At 72.0% G+C, this 20,760-nt stretch carries 19 protein-coding genes; 18 read left to right on the top strand and 1 reads right to left on the bottom strand.

Going from position 1 to position 20,760, the window contains the following annotated elements; translation table 11 throughout:
• Positions 1–78 precede the first annotated feature (78 nt).
• A complete protein-coding gene (locus ACYQPG_RS00635) occupies positions 79–3,975 on the top strand; it encodes a baseplate multidomain protein megatron (protein WP_461229978.1) in 3,897 nt (1,298 codons plus the stop codon).
• Between the two features lie 157 nt (positions 3,976–4,132).
• A complete protein-coding gene (locus ACYQPG_RS00630) occupies positions 4,133–5,389 on the top strand; it encodes a DUF2793 domain-containing protein (protein WP_461229977.1) in 1,257 nt (418 codons plus the stop codon).
• 156 nt (positions 5,390–5,545) lie between these two features.
• Here the strand turns inward: ACYQPG_RS00630 and ACYQPG_RS00625 are convergent, their stop codons facing one another.
• Positions 5,546–6,109, bottom strand: coding sequence for a GDSL-type esterase/lipase family protein (locus ACYQPG_RS00625; protein WP_419830889.1), 564 nt, complete (start codon positions 6,107–6,109; stop codon positions 5,546–5,548).
• An 81-nt stretch (positions 6,110–6,190) separates the two neighbouring features.
• Between ACYQPG_RS00625 and ACYQPG_RS00620 the strand changes: the two genes are divergently transcribed.
• The 16 genes from ACYQPG_RS00620 (at position 6,191) to ACYQPG_RS00545 (ending at position 20,760) form a co-directional block, all read left to right on the top strand.
• Entirely contained in the window at positions 6,191–6,742 is a 552-nt protein-coding gene (locus ACYQPG_RS00620) for a phage tail tip lysozyme (RefSeq protein WP_461229976.1), read from the top strand.
• Entirely contained in the window at positions 6,739–7,281 is a 543-nt protein-coding gene (locus ACYQPG_RS00615) for a hypothetical protein (protein WP_147940196.1), read from the top strand. The genes ACYQPG_RS00620 and ACYQPG_RS00615 overlap by 4 nt, the downstream gene beginning before the upstream one ends.
• Positions 7,282–7,406: 125 nt before the next feature.
• Complete coding sequence (locus ACYQPG_RS00610; RefSeq protein ID WP_147908031.1) at positions 7,407–7,727, top strand: hypothetical protein; 321 nt, start codon at positions 7,407–7,409, stop codon at positions 7,725–7,727.
• On the top strand, positions 7,724–7,927 hold the full coding sequence (locus tag ACYQPG_RS00605) for a hypothetical protein (protein WP_147908030.1): 204 nt from the start codon (positions 7,724–7,726) through the stop codon (positions 7,925–7,927). Before ACYQPG_RS00610 ends, ACYQPG_RS00605 begins: the two co-directional genes overlap by 4 nt.
• 248 nt (positions 7,928–8,175) lie before the next feature.
• On the top strand, positions 8,176–8,547 hold the full coding sequence (locus ACYQPG_RS00600) for a PepSY domain-containing protein (RefSeq protein ID WP_147908029.1): 372 nt from the start codon (positions 8,176–8,178) through the stop codon (positions 8,545–8,547).
• A 35-nt stretch (positions 8,548–8,582) separates the two neighbouring features.
• Positions 8,583–9,260, top strand: a complete 678-nt coding sequence (locus tag ACYQPG_RS00595; protein WP_007565778.1) for a response regulator transcription factor — start codon at positions 8,583–8,585, stop codon at positions 9,258–9,260.
• Entirely contained in the window at positions 9,257–10,420 is a 1,164-nt protein-coding gene (locus ACYQPG_RS00590; protein ID WP_461229975.1) for a PrpF domain-containing protein, read from the top strand. The genes ACYQPG_RS00595 and ACYQPG_RS00590 overlap by 4 nt, the downstream gene beginning before the upstream one ends.
• A gap of 14 nt (positions 10,421–10,434) precedes the next feature.
• Positions 10,435–11,853, top strand: a complete 1,419-nt coding sequence (locus tag ACYQPG_RS00585) for a sensor histidine kinase (RefSeq protein WP_147908027.1) — start codon at positions 10,435–10,437, stop codon at positions 11,851–11,853.
• Positions 11,854–11,863: 10 nt separating this feature from the next.
• Entirely contained in the window at positions 11,864–12,475 is a 612-nt protein-coding gene (locus tag ACYQPG_RS00580; RefSeq protein ID WP_461229974.1) for a hypothetical protein, read from the top strand.
• Positions 12,476–12,877: 402 nt separating this feature from the next.
• Positions 12,878–14,377: a c-type cytochrome biogenesis protein CcmI gene (gene ccmI, locus ACYQPG_RS00575; RefSeq protein WP_147940199.1), complete on the top strand. Its 1,500-nt coding sequence runs from the start codon at positions 12,878–12,880 to the stop codon at positions 14,375–14,377.
• A 157-nt stretch (positions 14,378–14,534) separates the two neighbouring features.
• Complete coding sequence (gene ccmE / locus ACYQPG_RS00570; protein ID WP_461229973.1) at positions 14,535–15,050, top strand: cytochrome c maturation protein CcmE; 516 nt, start codon at positions 14,535–14,537, stop codon at positions 15,048–15,050.
• A gap of 9 nt (positions 15,051–15,059) precedes the next feature.
• Positions 15,060–17,066 (top strand): heme lyase CcmF/NrfE family subunit, encoded by a 2,007-nt coding sequence (locus ACYQPG_RS00565; protein WP_147908023.1) that lies wholly within the window; start codon positions 15,060–15,062, stop codon positions 17,064–17,066.
• Positions 17,067–17,203: 137 nt separating this feature from the next.
• Positions 17,204–17,689, top strand: a complete 486-nt coding sequence (locus ACYQPG_RS00560) for a cytochrome c-type biogenesis protein (protein WP_147908022.1) — start codon at positions 17,204–17,206, stop codon at positions 17,687–17,689.
• A gap of 115 nt (positions 17,690–17,804) precedes the next feature.
• A complete protein-coding gene (locus ACYQPG_RS00555; RefSeq protein ID WP_147908046.1) occupies positions 17,805–18,461 on the top strand; it encodes a glutathione S-transferase family protein in 657 nt (218 codons plus the stop codon).
• Positions 18,462–18,718: 257 nt separating this feature from the next.
• A complete protein-coding gene (locus ACYQPG_RS00550) occupies positions 18,719–19,204 on the top strand; it encodes a formate dehydrogenase subunit gamma (protein ID WP_147908021.1) in 486 nt (161 codons plus the stop codon).
• A complete protein-coding gene (locus ACYQPG_RS00545; RefSeq protein ID WP_461229972.1) occupies positions 19,201–20,760 on the top strand; it encodes a formate dehydrogenase beta subunit in 1,560 nt (519 codons plus the stop codon). Before ACYQPG_RS00550 ends, ACYQPG_RS00545 begins: the two co-directional genes overlap by 4 nt.

Genomic DNA, 20,760 nt, shown 5'->3' with positions numbered 1-20,760 from the left:
GATGCAACGTATCCGACCGGATACGGATCGGCAATCCGTGAGCGTCATGTCTTTCCACCCCCACCCCCGGAGCCCGCCATGGCCACCCTGATCCTGTCCACGGCGGGCGCCGCGGTGGGGACCGCGCTCGGCGGGCCGATCGGATCCGTGGTCGGGCGCGTACTCGGGGCGGCCGCGGGGGCGGGGCTCGACGGGATGCTGTCGGGCTCCGGGCGGCACACGCGCTTCGTCGAGGGGCCGCGGCTCGCCGACGTCGCCGGCCTGTCCTCCACGGAGGGCGATCCCATCCCCCGGGTCTACGGGCGGGCGAAGATCGGCGGCAGCCTGATCTGGGCGACGCGCGTCCGCGAGGTCGCCAACTCGACGGTGGAGCGCGCGGCCTCCGCGTCCAAGGGCGCGGGCGGGCAGAAGACCGTGCACACCCGCTACGCCTATTTCGCCAACCTGGCGGTCGGCCTGTGCGAGGGCGAGGTCGCGCTGGTCCGCCGGATCTGGGCGGACGGCAAGGAAATCGATCAGGTCGGGATCACCCTGCGGGTCCATGCCGGCGGCGCGGACCAAGCGCCGGACCCGCTGATCGTCGCCAAGGAGGGCGCCGAGAACGCCCCGGCCTATCGTGGCCTCGCCTACGTGGTGTTCGAGAACCTGCCGCTCGCCGACTTCGGCAACCGCGTGCCCCAGTTCGCCTTCGAGGTGGTCCGCCCCGTCAACGGCCTGTACCACCGGATCCGCGCCGTCGACCTGATCCCGGGGGCCGGCGAGTTCGCCCTCGACCCGAACCGCGTCACCGTCGATCTCGGCCTCGGCCGGACCGAGGCGGCCAACCGGCACCAGCTCCAGCGCGCCACCGACGTCACCGCCTCCCTCGACGCGCTTCAGGCCCTGTGCCCGAACCTCCGCCGGGTCGCCGTGGTGGCGACGTGGTTCGGCACCGATCTGCGCGCCGGCGCCTGCCGGATCGTTCCGAAGGTCGAGACCCGGGGCAAGCGCACCAAGCCGGAGGCCTGGGCCGTCGCCGGGATCACCCGTGACAAGGCCGAGGTGGTCTCGACCCTACCGGACGGCACCCCCGCCTACGGTGGGACGCCCTCGGATGCCGGGCTGACCCGGCTGGTGGCCGACCTCGCCGCCCGCGGCCTGGACGTGCTGCTCTACCCGTTCGTGATGATGGACGTGCCGGCCGGCAACGGCCTGCCCGACCCGCGCGTGCCCGGCGCGACCCAGCCGCCCTATCCCTGGCGCGGGCGCATCACCTGCGACCCGGGCCCGGGCGTCCCCGGCAGCCCGGACGGCACCGCCGCCGCGGAGGCGCAGGTCCAAGGTTTCTTCGAGGGCGGCTATCGCGCGGAGGTGCTGCATTATGCCGGCCTCGCGGCCCTGTGGGCGGCCTCCGGTATCCGGATCGCCGGCTTCGTGATCGGCAGCGAACTCGTCGGCCTCACCCGGGTGCGGGGTGCCGCCGGCTACCCGGCCGTCCAGGCGCTCCGGTCCCTCGCCGCGGATCTGCGCGGCCGGCTCGGGCCCGGCGTCACGCTGGTCTACGGGGCGGACTGGACCGAGTACGGCGCCCATGTCCGGGACGGGGGCGCCACGATCCGCTTCCCGCTGGACGACCCGTTCGCCGACCCCAACATCGGCGCGGTCGGGATCGACTGGTATCCGCCGGTCACCGATTGGCGCGACGCCCCGGACCACGCCGACCTCGCGGTCGCGGGCGACATCAACGACCGGGCCTACCTGAAAGCGAACGGCGCCTCCGGCGAGGCGTTCGACTGGTACTACGCCGTCGCGGCCGGGCGTGCCGCCCAGGACCGCCGGCCGATCCGGGACGGCGCCTACGGCAAACCCTGGATCTTCCGGCCCAAGGACCTCATCGGCTGGTGGTCGAACCCGCATGTCGAGCGCGACGGCGGCGTCGAGACCCGCGCCACCGCCTGGGTGCCGAAGGCCAAGCCGATCTGGCTCACCGAGGCCGGGGTGCCGGCGGTGGACAAGGGCACCAACGGCCCGAACGTCTTCCCTGACCCGAAATCCGCCGAGGGCGCCTACCCGCCGGACTCGCGAGCCCTGCGCGACGAGCTGATCCAGCTGCGCGGGCTCGAGGCCGTGATCGCCCGGTTCGACCCGGCGGCGACCGGGTTCTCGGAGGCCGACAACCCGGTCTCGCCGGTCTATGGCGGCCGGATGGTCGATCCGGGATCGATCTTCGTCTGGTCCTGGGACGCGCGGCCGTTCCCGGCCTTCCCGGCGGTGCAGAAGGTCTGGGCCGACACCGCCAACTGGCGGGTCGGCCACTGGATCACCGGGCGGATCGAGGGCTGCGACCTCGACCTTCTGGTCCTGAGGATCCTGGCCGATTTCGGCTTCGACGCGCCGGTCGCCGTGGAGGCCGCCGCCTTCCTCGACGGCTACGTCGTCGACCGGCCGCTCTCGGCGCGGGCCGCGCTCGAGACCCTGGCGCAGGTCTACGGGCTCGACGTCTCGGCGGGGGCGGGGCGCCTGTACCTGCGCGGACCCCGCCGCGAGCGGCCGGTGGTGCTCGCGGAGGCCGACCTCGTCCGCCTGTCGGAGGCGAAGCCGGTCCTGCGGCAGGTCCGGGCCGAGGAGAGCGCGCTGCCGCGCTCGGTCATCCTCGGCATCACCGAGTCCGAGAGTCCGGATTACCGCCGCGCCGCGGCGGCGGCGATCCGGCCGGTCGGCCAGCGGCGCCGCGAGACCTGGATCGAGGCCGCCATCGTCACCCGCAGGGAGACCGGCGACGATCTCGCCGAGGCGCTGCTCGACCGGGTCATCGCGGCCCGGGACAGCGCGGCCTTCACGGTGAGCCCGCGCCGGCTGGAGCTGGAGCCCGGCGACCTGCTGGCGGTGCCGGCCGACGTGCCGGGCGGGACGGTGCTGCGCAGGATCGACCGGATCGACGACGCCCCGACCGGGCGCCGGATCGAGGCGAGCGGCGTCCCGCCCCGGGGCGGCCCTCCGCGCGGCCTGCCCCGCAACCCGGCCTTGCCGGCTGGCGCGACCCCGGCCTTCCCGGGGCCGCCCTTCGCGCTCGCCCTCGACCTGCCGGTGGATCGCGGCAGCCCAACGGTGCTGCAATACCTCGCGGTCGCGGCGGAGCCCTGGCCCGGGGAGGCGGCCGTGTGGCGGGCGGAGGGCGCCGGCCCACTGACCCTCCGCGGCCTGGTCGATTACCCGGCCTGCCTCGGCCGGACCCTTTCGGACCTGCCCGCCGGGCCGCTCTGGCGGCTGCAGCGCGGCGCCCATCTCGACGTCACCCTGCGCCGGGGCGGGGCGCTCGGATCGATCGGCGAGGCCGCGATGCTGGCCGGCGGCAACCTGTTCGCCCTGGTCGGGCCGGACGGCATCGTCGAGCTGCTCTGCGCGGCCGACGCGGTGCTGACCGGCCCCGACACCTACCGGCTCTCCGGGCTGCTGCGCGGGCTCGCGGGCAGCGAGCCGGCCGCCGGGCGTTCCACCCCGGCGGGCAGCCTGATCGTGCGCCTCGACGACGGCGCGGTGGTGCCGTTGGTCGAGCGCCTGGACGAGGCCGGCCGGGGCTTCCGCTACCGGGTCGGCCCGGCATCCGCTGACCCGGGCGATCCGGCGGTTTCGGAATTTGCCGCGATGGCCGGGCTGGGTTCGCTCCTCCCCCTGCGGCCGGTCCACCTGCGGGCGCGGCGGGACGCGTCGGGGGTGCGGCTCTCCTGGATCCGCCGAGCGCGCCGCGACGGCGACGCCTGGGCCCCCGCCGAGATCCCGCTCGACGAGCCGGAGGCCTACGCGGTCACGGTGTTCACGGGGGCCGGCACGCCCCTGCGCCAGTTCCGGGCCGAGGCGCAGCAGGTCCTCTACGCCGACGAGGCGGCCGATTTCGGCGCTGCTCAGACCAGCCTCGACGTCGCTGTGGCGCAGATCGGCGCGGTCGCAGGTCCCGGCCCGGCCATCCGCGCCCGCATTCCGATCCGAAGCGCCTGAACGGACACCGACCCCGCGGGACGGCGCCGGTCCCGCAGCACCCCTTCCCGGATCGCCGTCCACCGCCGTTCCAGGCGTCCGGGGCGGGGGGCGCGTCATCCGCCGGCGACGGCTGCGCCGCTGGTCACGGACAGAGTATCCGATCGAGGAGCCCCCGATGTCCGACACCACGCCCCGCCTCGGCCTGCCGCTGATCGCGGCGAGCCAGGCCCAGAAGCACGTCACCCACAACGAGGCGCTCGGCCTCCTCGACGCCCTGGTCCAGCTCGCCTGCCTGGACAAGGACCTCACCGCGCCGCCCAAGAACCCCGCCGACGGCGACCGCTACCTCGTGGTCGCCTCGAACCCGGGGGGCGCCTGGGCCGGGCTCGCCGGCCAGGTCGTGCGCTACGCCGACGGCGTCTGGGTCGGCGCGGTGCCCCGGGCCGGCTGGTTCGCCTACCTGATCGACGAGGCCGACCTCTACGTGTTCGACGGCAGCGCCTGGGGCAGCTTCCGCCGGACGCTGACCGCGATCCAGAGCGTGAGCCGGCTCGGCATCAACACCGGGGCGGATGCCACCAACCGCCTCGCGGTCAAGGCGGACGCGGCCCTGCTCACCTGGGACGACGCGACGCCGGGCTCCGGCGACATGCGGATCTCGGTCAACAAGCAGGCCGCCTCCCGGGACGCAGCCCTGAACTTCCAGACCGGGTATTCCGCCCGCGCCCTGCTGGGCCTTCTGGGCGGCGACGACTTCTCGCTGAAGGTCTCGCCCGACGGGGCCGCCTTCGCCACCGCACTCACCGCTTCCGCGGCGAAGGGCGGGATCGATTTCGCCTCCACCGAGACCGTGCTGGCCGCGGCGGCGACCACGGATCTCGGCGGTGCCGGCACCCGGCGGGTCCTGGTCACCGGAACGGCCCGGATCACCCGCTTCGGCACCGGCGCCGACCGGGAGTGGCTCGTGCGCTTCGCCGGCGCCGCGACCCTGGTCCACGATCCCGAGCAGCTCGCCCTGCCGACCCGGGCCGACATCGTCACGGCCGCCGACGACACCTGCCTGGCCGCCTCGGACGGTGCCGGCCGCTGGCGCGTGCGCCATTACAAGCGCGCCGACGGGACGCCGCTGGCGCTGGGCACCCAGGCGCTCGCTCCGAACGGCTACGCCCGGCTCGCCAACGGCCTCGTCCTGCACTGGGGTCTTGCGACCGGCGCGGACGCGGATCTCTCCGTCGCGTTCAGCCCCGCCTTTCCGAGCGCATGCCTGGGGGTCTGGGCCCAGCCGGTCGCCCGGGATGCCGGGACGCTCTACGCCAGCCAGGTCAGCGACGTGTCGGCCACCGGGTTCACGCTCCGCAACCGCCGCGACACCGGCGGCGCGGTGACCGGCGCCGGGAATGGCGCGACGTATTGGCTGGCCCTGGGGTCTTGAGGGCGGTTCCGGACGCGTGGCTCTCGCCGAGCCCCCCCATCACTGCCGCTTCGACATCGTCTGCGCGTCCGACGCAAGCCGGAATGGGAACGTCGGTGGGGCGTGAGAGCGGAGCCGTCGCCGTCGCGACAGGCCCGTGGGTCCGTCAGCCCCGCCTCACCGGTCGGCCCCCGGCGCCAGGGCCGTCAGCATCGCCGGTTCGATCGCTGCGTAGCCCGCTCCGTTGAGGTGGATGCCGTCCGCGGTGAAGTCCGGCCGCAGCGCGCCCGACGGGGTGGCGAGCGGCGTGTGATAGTCGATGAGCGCGGCGGCGCTGGCGGCGCAATGGGCCCGGATCCAGCGGTTCAGGGCGTGGATGCGCGCCACGGGCCTGAGCTCGGGGCGCCATCCCCAGAAATCGCTCGGCATCACGGTACCGATCCACAGCGGCAGCCCGGCCTCGAAGGCCAGCCGCGCCATGGCGGCGATGTTGTCGCGGATCGCCCCGTCCGAGACCGGGCCGCCGATCTCGGCGATGTCGTTGACCCCGCACAGCAGGTGGACGCCCCGGGCACCGGCCGCGTCGCGGCGAAAGCGGGCGCGGATCTCACCGCTCGTCTGTCCCGGAATGCCGCGCGCCGCGAAGCCGTGCCGCGCGAACGTCTCGGCCCGGGCCTCGCCCCAGCCCGCGGTGATCGAATCGCCGATGAACACCAGCGGCCGGTCCTGTCCGTGTCCCACGTGGCCCAAGCGTCTCCTGTCCCTTGTCCCCTGCCCGCGTCCCCCGTCGGCATCGCGCGGATTCATGCCCGGAGAACCCCGATGTCCGCAACCACTGGTCCGGCCCGTGGGCCGGGCGACGCCTTCGCGGCCGGCTGCCGGAGCCTGGGGCCGCGCCTGATGCGCGATCTCGGCCTCACCGACCTGCAGGCCGCCGGGCTGCTGGGCAATCTCGGCCACGAGAGCGGCGGTTTCCGCCGGCTCCAGGAGGTCGCCCCGGCGGTGGCCGGGTCCCGGGGCGGCTGGGGCCTGGCGCAATGGACCGGCCCCCGGCGCGTGGCCATGGAGGCCTGGTGCCGGGCGCACGCGCTCGATCCGGCCGCCCCCGAGGCCCAGTACGGCTACCTCTGCACGGAACTGCGCACCACCGAGGCGGCGGCGCTCGCCGCCCTGCGGCAGGCTCCGACCCTGGAGGCCGCCACCGAGAGCGTGTGCCGGCACTTCGAGCGGCCAGGCGTGATCGCGCTGGCGAGCCGGCTGGCCTGGGCCCGCCGGGCGCTCTTGGCCCTGCGCGCGGGCGCCGTCTCGCCGCGCAAACCCGAATCCCGAGCCGGCCGGGTCCGCCGCGCGCTCAACTCCGGAGATCGATCATGACGCACCTCTTCCGGGCCGGGCTGGCGCTGGCCGGCGCCGCGATCCCGTTTGTCGCCCTGCTCACCTCGGCCCTGGTCGCCCCGGCTCTGGCCTCTGCCCAGGCGGGCGGCGTGGCGATTCCCTGGGGCGACTGGCTGGTCGGGCTGCTGCAGCCGGTCTCTGCCGTGCTGGTGCCGATCGCCGCGGCGGCCGTCACGGCCGGGATCGCCCGGGTCGCGCCCTGGGCGGCCTCGCTCCTGACCCGGGAGCGGGTCGAGGCCGCGATCCGGGCCGGGGCCGCGTACGGACAGAACGCGGTGGCCGGTGCCGCAAGGGGCCGGACCGTGAGCGTCGATCTCGGCTCCGCGGTGGTGGCGGCCGGCGTCCGGCACGTCGTGGCGACTGCGCCGGCCCATGTCGTCCGGAGCGCGGGCGGTGCCGAAGGCGTCGCCGCCCGGATCTTCCGGGCCCTGCCGCTCGACCCGCAGGCCAGCGCCGGCAACGTCCTGGCGCCGGCGCTGCGGGCGCTGAGGGAGGGGGACGCGGTGCATCGGGCCTGACGGCGTTCGCCGACCTCACACGTCTCCGCACGCGGGTCGGACCCCTGTCCCGGATGGGGGGCGGGGACATGACGTGGCCCGCGCGCGGCATCGTGCGGGGCCGGAGAGGTTCCGGGGAGGAAGCCATGAACGCGGGCCACCATTCCCCCGAGGACGCGCCCGGTCCCGGTGGTCGGGCGCGGACGATCCGGTTCCCGCCCTTCTGGCAGGCCTACGTCGCCCGCCAGACCGCGCCGCGCCTGGCGGTCCTGGACGAACTCGTGGACGCGCATGTCGAGCGGCGGGTGCTGCGCCGCTACGTCCGGCGCCTCAAGCATGCGGCCCTGTTCACCTTTGTCACCACGGCGGCGGCCGCGCACTGGTTCTCGGACCAGATCGCCTGGCTGGTCGAGCGCATGCCGGCCCTGCGGGCGTTCTGGTTGCTGATCACGGGAGGTTCGCGATGAGCTTGCACCGGGACCGGATCCTCGACCGCGTCTGGCTGACCCTGTCGGGGGCGGCGGTGATCGCCGTCACACTCCAGCTGGGTGCGCGGCTCGGGGCCCGGCCCTGGCCGATCGACGCCGCCCTGGCCGCGCAGGCTGCCGCGTCGGTGCCGGCGGTATGCCGGGACGGCTCTCAATCCTCGGTTCGAAGCGCGCGCTGACGCCGAACCGGTCACCACTCCGGCGGCGAGGGCGCCGGATCGGGCACCGCGGCGTGCGCAATCGCCTGTGCGGCGCGACCTCGGCGGTGGAACCCGAAAAGCCCGTCGGCCGTAGTGCCGGCACGATGGCATCCACAACGAAACAGCTCACATCTTACCGTTGCAGGCGCCAGTCAGAACTCGCGTCGGGGCCGCTACAGCTACGTATTCAGGGCGCATTCAGTGCCCTCGGCGCAAATCTCCTGGCAATGCGCTACGCCATCGCCCTCGTTGCCATCAGCCTGACCGCCGCGGCCCTCGCCGCCAGCGGCCTCGGCTCCATGGCCGATGACGGACCGGCCTCGCAGACGTCCCAGGTGGCGGACCCGACGCCCCTGCGGATCGAGTCCTGCCTGTCGCCGGCCGACATGCGCGAGGAGGTCGGCGAGCGGCGGGTGATCGCCCCGGTGGCGGCGATCCGGGCGGCCCGCACGGTGATCCCCCGGGCCGAGATCCAGCGCGCGAGCCTCTGTCGTCACGCCGACGGCCTCGTCTACATGCTGACCGCCTTGCGCCGGGACGGGCATTTCGTGCACGTGATCGTGGATGCCCGCACCGGCAAGGTCGCGGGCCAATACTGACCGGGCTTCACACCCGCAGTGGAATGGAGTGAGCCGTGCGACTGCTCGTCGTGGAGGATGACCGGGACATCAACCGGCAGGTGGTCGCGGCGCTGGAGGAGGCCGGCTACGTCGCCGACAAGGCCTATGACGGCGAGGAGGGCGGCTATCTCGGGGAGAGCGAGCCCTACGACGCGATCATCCTCGACATGGGCCTGCCCAAGGCCGACGGCGTCTCGGTGCTGCAGAAGTGGCGCCGGGCCGGGGTGAAGACCCCGGTGATCATCCTCACCGCCCGGGACCGCTGGTCCGACAAGGTCGACGGCTTCGATGCCGGCGCCGACGACTACGTGACCAAGCCGTTCCACATGGAGGAGCTGATGGCCCGGGTCCGGGCGCTCCTGCGCCGGGCGGCGGGCCACGCCTCCAGCCAGATCGCCTGCGGGCCGGTCACCCTCGATACCCGCTCCGGCAAGGTGTTCGTGGACGGCGCCCAGGTGAAGCTCACCAGCCACGAATACCGGCTGCTCTCGTACCTGATGCATCATACCGGACGGGTGGTCTCCCGGGCCGAGCTGACCGAGCATCTCTACGACCAGGATTTCGACCGGGATTCGAACACCATCGAGGTGTTCGTCGGGCGGCTGCGCAAGAAGCTCGCCGTGGACCTGATCCAGACCGTGCGCGGGCTGGGCTACCTGGTGGATCCGAACCAGCCGCCGGCGCGGGTGTGACCGCGGTGCCGGCGCCCGGCACGCTGCCGGCCGTGTTCATGCGCGGCGGCACCAGCAAGGCGCTGATGCTGCATCGCCGGGACGTGCCGGGCGACCTCGCCGCCTGGGAGCCGGCCTTCCTGTCCGCGATGGACAGCCCCGACCCGTTCGGCCGCCAGCTCAACGGCATGGGCGGGGGCGTCTCCTCGGTCTCGAAGATCTGCGTCGTTGAGCCGTCGCGCCGGCCGGATGCCGACATCGACTACACCTTCGTGCAGGTGGTGGTCCGCGACGGGCGGATCGACCTGTCCGGCAATTGCGGCAACATGCTCTCTGCGGTGGGCCCCTTCGCGGTGGACGAGGGCCTCGTGCAGCCCGCCGACGGCCCGGTACGGTTACGGATCTACAACACCAACACCGCCAAGCGGATCGAGGCCGGCTTCGCGGTCCGGGACGGGCGGACCGTCTACCGCGGCGACCTTGCAATCCCCGGCGTCACCGGCACGGGCGCGCCGATCCGCCTCGATTTCGTCGATCCGGGCGGCGCCACCACCGGGCGGCTGCTCCCGACCGGCTCGGTCCGGCAGCCGCTCGACGTGCCGGGCCTCGGCCGGGTCGAGGTCTCGCTGGTGGACGCGGCCAACGCCTGCGTGTTCGTCCGTGCGGCCGATCTCGGGCTCGCCGGCCGCGAATTGCCCGCCGCGCTGGAAGCCGTGCCCGGCCTCCTCGACCGGCTGGCGCGGATCCGCCTGGCCGCCTCGGTGGCGATGGGCATCGCGCCGGATCTCGACGCCGCAGCCCGGATCGTCCACGTGCCGTTCGTGGGCCTGGTCGCGCCGCCGCTGGATGCGTCCAGCCTGTCCGGGGCGGCGATCAACGCCGACGATATCGACCTGACCGCCCGGGTGATCTCGAACGGGGTGCCGCACCAGGCCCTGCCGCTCACCGCCACCCTGTGCCTCGCGGTGGCCGCCCGGATCGAGGGCAGCCTGGTCCACGAGGCCGCGCGCGCCACCGGGGATGGCGCCCTGCGCGTCGGCATGCCGTCGGGCATCCTCACTGCCGACGCCACCGTTTCGCGGGATGCGGACGGTTGGCGTGCGGAGCGCGGCTCGTTCTTCCGCACCGCGCGGCCGCTGATGCGGGGCGCGGTGTATTACGATGCGGTGACGCCGGTGTGAGTGCGGTTGTCCCGATGAAAACCCTGATCGGCCTCTTCTCCCTGCGCCGCCGTTCGATCGCGGTGCGGCTGGCCGTGTCGGCGTTCCTGTCGAGTTCGGCGATCCTGCTGATCGCGGCCTGGATCCTCACGACCCTCTACCGGGAGACCACCGAGCGTGCCTTCGACAGCCGGCTCCTGGTCTTCACCAACAACCTCGCCACCGACTTGGTCTCGCCCAACGATCCCGAGAGCCGGACCTTCTCGCTCGGCGATCCGCGCTTCGATCTGCCCCTGTCCGGCTGGTACTGGCAGGTTGGCAAGCCGGACGCGAAGCCCCGGGACCTGCGCACCTCGCGCTCGCTCGTCGGCGTGCCGCTGGGGCCCGCCACCGATGCCGACGGCAAGGTCGGGGTCGGGCAGATCCGCCAGGGCTACGGCAAGGGCCAGGACGGCCGCCTGCTGCGGATCATGGAGCGCGACGTCGATCTCGGCGAGGAGGGTCGCTACACGGTGCGTGTCGCCGGCCCGGCGGACGAGATCGTCAACGACGTCGACCGATTCCGCAATTCGCTGACGATCACGTTCGGGCTGCTCGGCCTGTCGCTGGCGATCACCACGCTGCTTCAGATCCGGTTCGGCCTGGCGCCCCTGAAGAAGATGCGTGCCGCGCTCGGCGCCGTCCGCCGCGGCGAGGCCGACCGCATCACCGGTACCTACCCGCGCGACATCGCCCCGCTCACCGGCGAGGTGAACCTCCTGATCGAGACCAACCGCGAGATCCTGGAGCGCGCCCGCACCCAGGTCGGCAACCTCGCCCACGCGCTGAAGACGCCGCTCTCGATCATCGTCAACGAGGTCGGCGCCTCGGACGCCCCCGAGGAGCTGTCGCAGAAGATCCGCGAGCAGGCCGCCGTGATGCGCGACCAGGTGAACTATCACCTCGACCGGGCCCGTGCCGCCGCTCTGGCCGGCACGCTCGGCACCTCCACGGAGGTCGAGCCCGCGCTGGCCGGCCTCGTGCGGACCTTCGGGAAGATCTACCGAGACAAGGACATCGCCTACGACGTCCACGTGCCCCCGGGCCTGCGCTTCCGGGGCGAGCGCCAGGATTTCGAGGAGATGGTCGGCAACCTCGTCGACAACGCCTCGAAATGGGCTCACGGCCGGGTCGCGATCCGCGCCGAGGCGGTGGCCCGGAACGATTATCCCCATCTCCTGATCGCCATCGAGGATGACGGCCCCGGGCTGCCCCCGGAGGCGCGCCAGGCCGTGCTCGGGCGGGGCCGGCGCCTCGACGAGTCGAAGCCCGGCTCGGGCCTCGGCCTGTCCATCGTGGCGGATCTGGCCGCCCTGTACCGGGGACGCTTCACCCTGGAGCAGGCGGCCCTCGGCGGCCTGCGGGCGGTCCTGGAAGTCCCGGGCGACGCGCCGGTCGGGCCGGCCAACCATTGATGGTGCGTGCGTGGCGGCGACGGGCGGTGTGTTGACGCTGCCGCTCATCCGCAGTGTCATCGCTGCAAAGGTTGCCTCGCCGGTCCCGCTGCGGAATCAGATCTTGGCGTTCGTGTCCGTGATCTCCGGGGTGCCGGCCTTATTGAGCGTCGAAGCTGAGGACGCCGCGTCCCACGTTGTTCTCGTGCCGGTGGCCTATTGCGCTGTGACTAACAGGCTGGTCCAGGTGGAGTCCCGTCTGACAGACACGCAAGCGGTCCTGTGGCGCCGCAAGCTCACACGGTTTCACGAATTCTCCTTCACGATCCTGGTCGTCAGCCTCGCCGACGACACGCCCACCTACGAGACGCAGGACAGGACGTACGCGCGACCGTACCTGCCGGACGCGTGCCGGCCCTTCGTCATGCCAATCGTCGCCGCGAGCTTGAGAGCGCTCGTTGCACATGTGCGGCCATGGCTGATCTACCGCGTCACAAAGTCCCGCAACCCGCCGGAGAAAGCGCTCCGGAAGGATCTCTTCCTGACGCGGACGCTGGAAGACGAAGGATATGCCGTCATCGAGACGGGATCTGATCCTTGGGACCGAAGGTTTTGGATTCTCAGCCGCGCGTTGACAGGCTGAAGCCGGTGTGGAGGATACTGGTCGTCCAGGAGAATGCCATGGCTATCGGCCTGCGGGATCCGCGCGGCGACGATCTCTACGTCAGCGATCGTGTCTTCGACGGCGTTCGTTCCCGAGACGCTGGGACGACGGCGCGTGACCGAGACCGGGCGCTGAAGCAGCTTGAGCGCCTTCGGACGGATCGGCGGCCAGGCACCGGCAAGCGCCCCTGATCGCGGCGATGTTCACGGACTTTGTGTTCGTCGACCCCGCACGAGCGGGGTTTTTTATTGCTTTTGCGGAACCGGCCCCGCAAGCGAAGGTCCGCGCCGACAGATGTCAGCGGCGAAGAGGTTCGTCCATCAAGCGGACTCTTGCGTTACGCATTCCCCGACTGGACCACGGCAGAGTTTCCGAGTTTTGATGACGGCGATCTGGTTCATCCTGGCGGGCATGACCGCTGCGGCCGTGCTCGGCCTGCTCTGGCCGATGTCGCGGCGCACGGCCGTTCCGGTGGGTGAGGGCGGCATTTCCAGCGTCGATACCGAGACCGCGTTCTACGAGGACCAGATCGCCGAGATCGACCGCGATCTGGACCGCGGCCTGATCGCCCCGGACGAGGCCGAGACCGCCCGCGCCGAGGCTGCCCGGCGGCTCCTGCGGGCCAGCCGCGATGCGCGGCGCGACGCCGAGGATGCCGGCGCGGACGAGGCCGCGCGTCCCGCCGAGCCGCGGCTGCGCCGGCGCCGGGCGGCCTCCGCCTTCGCGCTGTCCACGATTCCGCTGGTCGCGCTGATCGCCTACGGGCTCTACGGTTCGCCGGAACTGCCGGCGCAGACCGACGCCGACCGGCAGGCCGCCCGCGGCGGCACCGAGGACCTGATGAAGGCGGTCGGCCAGATCGAGGCCCGTCTCGCCCGCGACCCGAACGACGCCCGGGGCTGGGCCGTGCTCGCCCCGGTCTACATGCGGACCGGCCGGTTCGACGACGCGGCCCGCGCCTTCGCCAACATCGCCCGGCTGAAGGGCGAGACCGCCGACGTCCTGTCCGATTGGGGCGAGGCCCTGGCGGCTGCCGGGGAGGGGACCGTCACCCCCGAGGCCAAGGCCCTGTTCGAGAAGGCCCAGGCCAGGGACCAGAACGCGCCGAAGCCCCGCTTCTATCTCGCGCGCGCGGCCGAGCAGGCCGGCGATACCGCCGAGGCGATCCGCCAGCTCTCCGCCCTGGAGGCCGCCAGCCCCGCCGATGCGCCCTGGCTCGGGCTGGTCCGGCAGAACCTGGCCCGGCTCAAGGGCGAGGCGGCGCCGGCGGCCGCGCCTGCGGCGCCCCCGAAGATCCCGGCCGAGCAGCAGGCGGCGATCCGCGGCATGGTCGACGGGCTCGACGCCCGGCTCAAGGCGGGCGGCGGCACGCCGGACGAATGGCTGCGGCTCACCCGCTCCCGGGCGGTGCTCGGCGAGCGCGACCAGGCGATCGATGCCCTGGCCCGTGCCCGGGTGGCTCTGGCCGGCAATCCGCAGGGGCTCGCCCAGGTGGAGGAGGGCGCCCGCATCCTCGGCCTCGATCCCACCAAGCCGGCGGCTCCGGCGGCCTCCGGTTCAATGACCGGTTCCATGGCCGGACCCGCCCCGCGGTCCGATGCCGAATCGGCGGCTGCCGCCATGCAGGCGCTGTCGCCGGCCGAGCGCGACGCCGCGATCCGCGGCATGGTCGACGGGCTCGACCGGCGTCTCGCGGCCCGGGGCGGCACACCCGACGAGTGGCTGCGGCTCGTGCGCTCCTACAGCGCACTCGGCGACCGCGATCAGGCGATCAAAGCCCTCGACCGCGCCCGGATGGCGCTCGCCACCAACGCGGATGCGGTGAGCCGGCTCGACGGGCTCGCCCGGGAACTCGATCTGACCGCCAAATCCAATCCCTGACGGCGCCGAGGGGCGCCACGCGGCTGTTCGTACGACAATCGGTCCTGCCCGACGCCCTTGACCGGCGCGGCCGCCGGGCCGACACCCTCAAGTCTGGAATGAGAACGGTTTAGGTCTGCTCGGGCCAAAGCCCGTCGGATCCCGGGGTGGAAGAATCGTGACGCGCAAGAGCCGCCGCCTGATCCTGATCACTGCCTGCGGCAGCGTGCTCGCGCTCGCCGTGGGGCTGATCCTGTTCGCCATGAGCGGCTCGATCGTGTTCTTCCGCTCGCCAACCGACATCGCCCAGCAGGGCATCGCCCCCGGGACCCGGATGCGGCTCGGCGGCCTGGTGAAGGACGGCTCGCTCCGGCGCGGGCCCGACCAGACGGTGGATTTCGCCGTGACCGACACCAACGCCACCGTCGAGGTCCAGTACAAGGGCCTGCTGCCCGACCTGTTCCGCGAGGGGCAAGGCGTGGTGGCCGAGGGTATGCTGGAGCCGGGCGGCCGGTTCCGGGCCGACACGGTGCTGGCCAAGCACGACGAATCGTACATGCCCCGGGAGGTCGCCGACGCCCTGAAGGCACAGGGGCGCTGGCAGGAGGGGGGCGAGAAGGGCGGCGCCAAGGTCGCACCGAAGCCCGTCACCGCCTCGAACGGCGGGACCCTCGGCCCCCGCAGTGAGCGGTAAGGAAACCGGATGATCGTCGAGACCGGCCATTTCGCGCTCGCGCTCGCGCTGGCGATCTCCCTTGTCCAGATGGTGATGCCGGTCTGGGCGGCGCGCTCGGGCGACCCGGCCCTGCGCCAGGCCGCCTCGCAGGCGGCCCTGGGCGCCTTCGCGTGCGTGCTGTTCGCCTTCGCGGCCCTGACCTGGGCGCACGTCACCTCGGACTTCTCGGTCCAGAACGTCGTCGAGAACTCGCACACGCAGAAGCCGCTGATCTACAAGTTCTCCGGCGTCTGGGGGAACCACGAGGGCTCGATGCTCCTCTGGGTCCTGATCCTGACCCTGTTCGGCGCCTGCGTGGCCGTGGCCAAGAATTCCGTGCCGCCGCGCTTGCGGGCCAACACGCTCGGCGTGCAGGGCCTGATCACCTTCGTGTTCGTGCTGTTCATCATCACGACCTCGAACCCGTTCAGCCGCGTGGTCCCGGCGCCGCTCGAGGGCAACGACCTCAATCCGCTGCTGCAGGATGTCGGGTTGGCGATCCACCCGCCGCTCCTCTACGTCGGCTATGTCGGTTTCTCGATCAGCTTCGCCTTCGCGGTCGCCGCCCTGATCGACGGGCGGATCGATGCGGTCTGGGCGCGGGCCGTGCGGCCCTGGACGCTCGCCGCCTGGTCGTTCCTGACGCTCGGCATCGCGATGGGCTCCTACTGGGCCTATTACGAGCTCGGCTGGGGCGGCTGGTGGTTCTGGGATCCGGTGGAGAACGCCTCCCTGATGCCCTGGATCGCCGGCACGGCGCTGCTGCACTCCACCGTGGTGATGGAGAAGCGCGACGCCCTGAAGGTCTGGACGGTGCTGCTCGCCATCCTGACCTTCTCGCTGTCGCTGATCGGCACCTTCCTGGTCCGCTCCGGGGTGATCACCTCGGTGCATTCCTTCGCCACCGACCCGACCCGCGGCGTCTTCATCCTGGCGATCCTGATCCTGTTCATCGGCGGCTCGCTGACGCTGTTTGCGTGGCGGGCGCCGCTGCTGCGACAGGGCGGCCTGTTCGCGCCGATCTCCCGGGAGGGGGCGCTCGTCCTCAACAACCTGTTCCTGGTGGCCGCCTGCGCCACGGTGCTGGTGGGGACGCTCTATCCGCTCCTGTTGGAGATGCTGACCGGGGAGAAGATCACGGTCGGGCCGCCCTTCTTCAACGCCACCTTCATCCCCCTGGCGATTCCGCTCCTGCTGATCGTGCCCTTCGGCCAGGCGCTCGCCTGGAAGCGCGGGGACGTGCTCGCGGCCTCGCAGCGCCTGTTCGCGGCGCTCGCCGTCGCCCTGGTGGTCGGCTTCGCGGTCCTGGCTTTCACCTGGGGCGGCCCCGTGATGGCGCCGGTCGGGATCGGGCTCGGCGCCTACCTGCTGATCGGCTCGGCGCTGGAGATCGTCTCCCGGGCCCGGGGCTTTGGCTCCAGCCGGACGCGCGACCTCGGCCAGATCGGGCGCCGAGCCATCGGCCTGCCGCGCTCGGCCTGGGGCACGGCACTCGCCCATGCCGGCGTCGGCGTGGTTGTGATCGGCATCGCCGCGCAGGGGTGGGCCACCGAAGGGCTGGCGACGCTCAAGCCCGGCCAGACCCTGTCGGCCGGCCCCTACACGGCGACCCTCGACCGGCTCGCGCCCCGGGCCGGCCCGAACTACGAGGAGGCCGCGGCCTTCCTGACGATCCGGACCCGCTCGGGCGACGAGGTCGGCCGGGTCGAGACCGGCAAGCGCTTCTACCCGAGCCGCAAGATGTCGGTGACGGAATCCGGCCTGCTGACCATCGGGGCGAGTCAGGTCTACGCCAGCCTCGGCGAGATCGGCCAGGATGGCGGCGTCGGCCTGCGCCTCTACTACAAGCCGCTGGTGCTGATGATCTGGCTCGGCGCGGTCGTGATGGCCTTGGGCGGCGTGCTGTCCCTCACCGACCGCCGGATGCGCGTCGGCGTGCCGGCCAAGGCGCGGGCGCGGGCGATGCCCCACGTCGCCGCGGTCCCGGCGGAGTGATGGGTCGGGACATGAGGGCCAACGCGGTTCTTCCCGGTCCCTCTGTGGGGGACCGGGTCCACGCCTATCCGGTCGAGCCGCAGGCCCCCTCTCCTGTGCGGGAGAGGGGACCTGTCGCGGTCGATGGCCGTCGGTCTGTGGACGCCGCACCGGGGAGGGGGAAGGCGCGTGGCCGCCTCGCCTTCGCGCTCCTCGCGACCCTTTCGCTCGCCGTCCCGGCCCATGCGGTCCAGCCCGACGAGGTGCTGAAGGATCCGGTGCTGGAGCATCGCGCCCGGGAGATCTCGTCCGAGCTGCGCTGCCTGGTCTGCCAGAACCAGTCGATCGACGATTCCGACGCGCCGCTCGCCAAGGATCTGCGCGTGATCGTGCGCGAGCGCCTGCAGAAGGGCGACAGTGATCCGGCGGTGCTGCGCTACGTCGTGGACCGCTACGGCGAGTTCGTGCTGCTGCGGCCGGTCTTTGCCCTGCACACCCTGCTGCTGTGGCTGACCCCGATCCTGGCGGTTCTGCTCGGCGCTTTCGGGATTTGGCGCCTCGCCCGCCGGCGGCCGGCCGCGCCGGTCCGGACCCTGTCGGCAGCCGAGCAGGCGGAGGTCGCCGCGCTGCTTCGTCGGGAGTAGTCTTCGGCGCGTTGCGATTCGCCCGGATCGAGTCGGCAAGATTCGCTGCTCCGGCACGAGTTTTGGATCCGGCAATGCAGATCGCATGATCGGCGACGCGCCCGGGGTGAAGACGATGACCGCCACCACGCTCACCATCTCCAGTCGCAACTACTCCTCCTGGTCCCTGCGGGGCTGGCTGATCTGCCGGATGGCGGGTCTCGCGTTCGACACGGAAGTCCTGTCGGGCACGGACGTCACCAGCCGTGCGGAACTGCTGCACCTGTCCCCATCCTTCCTGGTGCCGCGCCTGCGGCATGGCGACGTGGTGGTCTGGGACATCCTCGCGATCGCCGAATACCTGAGCGAGACCTTTCCCGACGCCGGCCTTCTCCCGCGCGAAGTGGCCGAGCGTGCCCATTGCCGCTCCATCTCCGGGGAGATGCACTCGGGCTTCGTCAACCTGCGCTCGGCCCTGCCGATGAACCTGCGGGCGTTCCATCCGGGCTTTCGGGTGTTCAACGGCGCCAAGGCCGATATCGAGCGCATCGTCACGATCTTCGACGATTGCCTGGACCGGTACGACGGACCGTTCCTCTTTGGTGACCGGCCTGGCCTCGCCGATGCGCTCTACGCGCCGGTCTGCACCCGCTTCCGTACCTACGACGTCGCGCTGCCGCCCCGGGCCGCAGCCTACCGGGACGCCATCCTGCACTGGCCGTTGATGATCGAATGGGCCGAGGCCGCCGCCGACGAGCCGGATGAGATCGAAGAGCTCGACATGGAGTTCTGACCCCCCATACCGCGCGGCAGATGAAATTTCTTGCAGGGCACAAGATGATGTTGCGTCGCACGCGGGTTGGTTCGACGGGCTCCAGGCGGTAGAAACCGATGCGTTGAGAAAGGCTTACCGTATGGATGGGCCGCCGGCCCGCGACGGGTGACAGTCTGACAGGGATCCTTTGTCAGGCGACCGGACTGCACGATTGATGGTGTTCGGCATTTCTGTTCCACTTCGCTTTAGAAAAGGAACAGACTGGGCTGGAAACCATGGCGCGTCACGAGCCCTGGAGCGCGGAACGCGCTACCGGGATCATTGCAGAGCATACCCATCTCGAAGGCGCGACGCTGCCGATCCTGCACGCGTTGCAGGCGACCTTCGGCTACGTCGATGGCGGCGCCGTGCCGCTCATCGCCGACGCGCTGAACCTGTCGCGTGCCGAGGTGCATGGCTGCATCACGTTCTACCACGACTTCCGCGCCCATCCGGCTGGCCGCCACGAGGTGAAGCTGTGTCGGGCCGAGGCCTGTCAGGCCATGGGCTCGGACAAGATCCACCGCGAGATCCTCGGCCGCCTCGGCTGTGACTGGCACGAGACCACCGCCGACGGCAGCGCCACGGTGGAGCCGGTCTACTGCCTCGGCCTCTGCGCCAACGGTCCCGCGGCCCTGATCGACGGCGAGCCGGTGGCCCACCTGACTGCCGACGGCCTCGACGAGGCGCTGGCCGAAACCAAGCGGGAGACCCGCCAGTGAGCGTCACCCTTTACGTCCCCCGGGACGCCGTGGCTCTGGGCCTCGGCGCCAACAAGGTCGCCCGGGCCCTGTTCGCGGGCGCCGAGCGCCGCGGCCTCGACGTGACCATCGTGCGCACCGGCTCGCGCGGCCTGTTCTGGCTGGAGCCGATGGTGGAGGTCGCCACGCCGGAAGGCCGGGTCGCCTACGGTCCCGTCAAGGTCTCGGATGTCGACGCCCTGCTGGATGCCGGGCTCGCCACCGGCGGCGAGCATGCCCTGCGCCTCGGCGACCCGGAAAAGATCCCGTTCCTCGCCCGGCAGCAGCGCCTGACCTTCCACCGCTGCGGTGTGGTCGATCCGATCTCCGTGGCCGATTACCGGGCCCATGGCGGGTATCGCGGCCTCGAGGCGGCGCTGAAGCTCGGCGCCGAGGGCATCGTCGCGGCGGTGCGTGATTCCGGCTTGCGCGGCCGCGGTGGCGCCGGCTTCCCGGCCGGCATCAAGTGGAACACCGTGATGCTCGCCAAGGGTGAGCAGAAATACGTCGTCTGCAACGCCGACGAGGGCGATTCCGGTACCTTCGCCGACCGGATGATGATGGAGGGCGACCCCTTCAACCTCATCGAGGGCATGACCATCGCGGCGATCGCGACGGGTGCGACCCGCGGCTACATCTACTTGCGCTCCGAATACCCGCAGGCCTTCGCCACCCTGAAGGAAGCCATCGCCAACGGCATCGAGGCCGGCGTCCTCGGCGACGATATCTTGGGATCGGGAAAGACGTTCCACCTGGAGGTCCGGCTGGGCGCGGGCGCCTATATCTGCGGCGAGGAGACCTCGCTGCTGGAGAGCCTGGAGGGCAAGCGCGGCATCGTGCGGGCCAAGCCTCCGATCCCGGCGCTCAAGGGCTTCCTCGGCAAGCCGACGCTGGTCAACAACGTCATGACCTTCACGGCCGTGCCGTGGATCCTCGAGAACGGCGCCGGGGCCTACGCCGATTACGGCATGGGCCGCTCGCTCGGCACGCTGCCGATCCAGCTCGCCGGCAACATCAAGCACGGTGGCCTGATCGAGCTCGCCTTCGGGGTGACCCTGCGCGAGGTGATCGAGGATTACGGCGGCGGCACCCGCTCCGGCCGGCCGGTCCGGGCCGTACAGGTCGGCGGGCCGCTCGGGGCCTACTTCCCCGACCACCTGCTCGACACGCCCCTCGACTACGAGGCGATGGCCGCCGCGAAGGGCCTCGTCGGCCATGGCGGCATCGTGGTGTTCGACGACACCGTCGACATGGCCTCCCAAGCCCGCTTCGCCTTCGAGTTCTGCGCCACCGAATCCTGCGGCAAGTGCACCCCCTGCCGGATCGGCGCGACCCGTGGCGTCGAGACCATGGACAAGGTCATCGCCGGCATCCGGCCGGAGACGAACCTGAAGCTGATCGAGGACCTCTGTGAGGTCATGACCGACGGGTCGCTCTGCGCCATGGGCGGGCTCACGCCGATGCCCGTGATGAGCGCGATCACCCACTTCCCTGAAGATTTCAGGCGCGCCGGCGATCTGCCGGTCGCGGCCGAGTGA

The sequence above is a fragment of the Methylobacterium sp. CM6246 genome (assembly GCF_054818005.1).
Note: the sequence above shows the minus strand (reverse complement) of the source record. Positions and strands in the feature narration are given on the sequence as shown.